We start from the raw sequence: 3,825 nt of genomic DNA, 5'->3' as shown, positions 1-3,825 counted from the left end.
CCCCCTGGGCCTATAGCTCAGCTGGCTAGAGCGCGCGCCTGATAAGCGCGAGGTCGGTGGTTCAAGTCCACCTAGGCCCACCACTCTTCTTTCCTCACTGGAGGGAAGCGAAAGGGTGAATGGTGCTGACGCGAGAGTCGGGGCTGTAGCTCAGCTGGGAGAGCGCCAGCTTTGCAAGCTGGATGTCGTCGGTTCGAACCCGATCAGCTCCACAAGTTTCCTGGAAGTCGCAGGGACGTTCTTTGACAAGTGCATACGAAGGGTAAGTTGCAATTTCTGCTGAGTGAAGTTCTCGACAGAAGTGCCGACTTCGAAATCTGCTTTACCAGGCGCCGCGAGGCAGCCGGGTAGAGGGGAACGAAGTCTCCCACACATGAAGAAGCAGTAGAGAAACAGCAATAAAGAATGTCTTCCGGGCCTGCTAGCGAAGAGCAGAGGTCTGGGCCTTGGTCTCCGAGTTTCGAAAATCCGCCGGGAGGCGGGCGTTAGACAAGAGATTAGGGCAAGTAAGCTACTAAGGGCGTGCGGTGGATGCCTAGGTGCCAAGAGGCGATGAAGGACGTGGGTGGCTGCGAAAAGCTTCGGGGAGTTGCCAACCAAACGTTGATCCGGAGATGTCCGAATGGGGAAACCCAGCGCGGCGAATAGCTGCGTTACTGCAAACTGAATTCATAGGTTTGCAGAGCAAACCAGGGGAAGTGAAACATCTCAGTACCCTGAGGAAGAGAAAACAATGAGTGATTCCCAAAGTAGTGGCGAGCGAAATGGGAAGAGGCCAAACCAGCGCCATGCAAATGGCGATGGGGTAGCGGGTCCGCGGTAGGACTCTGGAGGGCTAGTGGAAGCGTCCTGGAAAGACGCACCAAAGAGCGTGATAGTCGCGTACACGAAAGCCAACTGGAGCTGAGCGGGTTACCCAAGTAAGACGGGACACGTGCAATCCTGTCTGAATCTGCCGGGACCATCCGGTAAGCCTAAATACTCCTTGGCGACCGATAGTGAACAAGTACCGCGAGGGAAAGGTGAAAAGAACCCCGGTGAGGGGAGTCAAAAGAACCTGAAACCGCATGTCTACAAGCAGTTCGAGCACTACGGCGCAAGCCAGTGCGAGAGCGTACCTTTTGCATCATGATTCGGCGACTTAATATACGTAGCGAGGCTAAGCCGTTAGGTGGAGCCGGAGCGAAAGCGAGTCCGAATAGGGCGCTAAGTTGCGTGTATTATAACCCGAAGCGGGGTGATCTACACATGGCCAGGTTGAAGTGCGGGTAACACCGCATGGAGGACCGAACTCATGAAAGTTGAAAATTTCTGGGATGAGCTGTGTGTAGGGGTGAAAGGCCAATCAAACTCCGTGATAGCTGGTTCTCCCCGAAAGATATTTAGGTATCGGCTCGGGTAATTCAATGCCGGAGGTAGAGCACTGAAACGGCTAGGGGTCTCACCAGATTACCAAACCGTATCAAACTCCGAATGCCGGCAATTGTTATCCCGGGACGCAGTCAGTGGGTGATAACGTCCATTGGCAAGAGGGGAATAACCCAGACCGACAGCTAAGGCCCCCAAATCTAGTCTAAGTGAACACTAGAAAGGATGTGGCAGGTCATTGACAACCAGGAGGTTGGCTTAGAAGCAGCCATCCTTTAAAGAAAGCGTAATAGCTCACTGGTCAAGACAGGCCGCGCCGAAAATGTAACGGGGCTCAAGACTAGTGCCGAAGCTTCGGGTCATGCATGCCAGGCATGCATGGCGGTAGGGGAGCGTCCCAGTTGCAGCGAAGGTGGACCGAAAGGGCCGCTGGAGCGACTGGGAGTGCTGATGCCGAAATGAGTAGCGATAAAGGGGGTGAGAAACCCCCTCGCCGTAAACCCAAGGTTTCCTGGGTCAAGTTAATCTTCCCAGGGTTAGCCGGGTCCTAAGCCGAGGCCGAAAGGCGTAGGTGATGGCAAGCAGGTTAATATTCCTGCGCCATCTTGCAGACGTTGAACTGAGGGAGGACGGAGAAAGCTAGGCGAGCTGACCGGTGGTTGTGTCAGTCTAAAGGCGTAGGGGTGTCGCGTACGAATAAAGGCGCGGCAGCTATCCCCGAGACCCCATGGCGCCCCGCAAGGGGTAAGTCGCTGATGCTCGGCTTCCAAGAAAAGTCCCGCAGGGAGTCTGCAGGGTGTCCGTACCGCAAACCGACACAGGTGGGTGAGGAGAAAATCCTAAGGCGCTTGAGAGAACTCTCCTCCAAGGAACTAGGCAAATTTCCACCGTAACTTCGGAAGAAGGTGGGCCTCTGGTAGGTGTAGGCGTACAGCCGAAGCCGAGAGAGGTTGCAGAGAAATGGCGGTAGCGACTGTTTACCAAAAACACAGGACTCTGCGAAGGCGACAAGCCGACGTATAGGGTCTGACTCCTGCCCGGTGCTGGAAGGTTAAGGGGATTCGTCAGCCGCAAGGCGAAGCGATGATCCGAAGCCCCAGTAAACGGCGGCCGTAACTATAACGGTCCTAAGGTAGCGAAATTCCTTGTCGGGTAAGTTCCGACCTGCACGAATGGAGTAACGACTTCCGCACTGTCTCGGAGAGGGACTCAGCGAAATTGAAATAGCTGTGCCGATGCAGTTTACCCGCAGCAAGACGGAAAGACCCCGTGAACCTTTACTACAACTTGACAGTGACACTAGGGATTGACTGTGTAGGATAGGTGGGAGCCTTTGAAGCCGGGCCGCTAGGTTCGGTGGAGGCAACGGTGAAATACCACCCTGTTGATTTCTGGTGTCTAACCACGTCTCGTCAGCCGGGACTGGGACACTGTCTGGTGGGTAGTTTGACTGGGGCGGTCGCCTCCCAAAAAGTAACGGAGGCGCGCGATGGTTCCCTCAGCCCGATTGGAAACCGGGCGTCGAGTGCAATGGCATAAGGGAGCTTGACTGCGAGACCGACAGGTCGAGCAGGTGCGAAAGCAGGTCATAGTGATCCGGTGGTCCTGAATGGAAGGGCCATCGCTCAACGGATAAAAGGTACTCCGGGGATAACAGGCTTATCTCCCCCAAGAGTTCACATCGACGGGGAGGTTTGGCACCTCGATGTCGGCTCATCGCATCCTGGGGCTGGAGCAGGTCCCAAGGGTTTGGCTGTTCGCCAATTAAAGCGGTACGCGAGCTGGGTTCAAAACGTCGTGAGACAGTTTGGTCCCTATCTGCTGTGGGCGTAGGATACTTGAGAGGCTCTGACCTTAGTACGAGAGGACCGGGTTGGAGGCACCGCTGGTGTACCAGTTGTCTCGCCAGAGGCATCGCTGGGTAGCCATGTGCCGATTGGATAACCGCTGAAAGCATCTAAGCGGGAAACCGACCTCAAGACCAGGTATCCCGGGCGCAAGCCCCTGAAGACTCGTGGAAGACTACCACGTTGATAGGCTGGGTGTGTAAGCGCGGTAACGCGTTAAGCTAACCAGTACTAATAAGTCGAGCGGCTTACTTCCCCCATTCTCTTGCATGCCCCCTCGTGGGGAGTAAGGGACTCGGGGCCAAGGCCGAGGCCAGGACGCCACTATGTGCGTCCGCCCGGAAGGCAGCTGTTTCATACCTCTTCTTCAACTGAAGAGACTTCACTCAAGGCAGAAGCCTTGCAACTTACCCTTCGTATGCACCGTCATTCGCTTTTCCGGTGGCAATGTCGGAGGGGTCACACCCGTTCCCATCCCGAACACGGAAGTTAAGCCCTCCAGAGCCGATGGTACTCCGCGGGAAACCGCGTGGGAGAGTAGGTCGCTGCCGGATTCTTTTTGAAAGCCCCTGGTGCCGCAAGGCGCCAGGGGCTTTGTCTTTGCGGGCTT

At 55.7% G+C, this 3,825-nt stretch carries 2 tRNA genes and 2 rRNA genes; all 4 read left to right on the top strand.

The features are described 5' to 3' along the window. Positions 1–6 precede the first annotated feature (6 nt). Positions 7–83 (top strand) — tRNA-Ile (locus D7X55_RS37220). Between the two features lie 56 nt (positions 84–139). Next, positions 140–212, top strand: a tRNA-Ala gene (locus tag D7X55_RS37215). A 292-nt stretch (positions 213–504) separates the two neighbouring features. Continuing rightward, positions 505–3,471 (top strand): 23S ribosomal RNA (locus tag D7X55_RS37210). A gap of 181 nt (positions 3,472–3,652) precedes the next feature. Continuing rightward, positions 3,653–3,769 (top strand): 5S ribosomal RNA (gene rrf / locus D7X55_RS37205). The last annotated feature ends 56 nt before the right edge of the window (positions 3,770–3,825 follow it).

The organism is Corallococcus sp. AB049A, from assembly GCF_003668885.1.
Lineage (GTDB): Bacteria > Myxococcota > Myxococcia > Myxococcales > Myxococcaceae > Corallococcus > Corallococcus interemptor.
The sequence above is the reverse complement of the archived record's forward strand: the minus strand, read 5'-3'. Positions and strand labels throughout refer to the sequence as shown.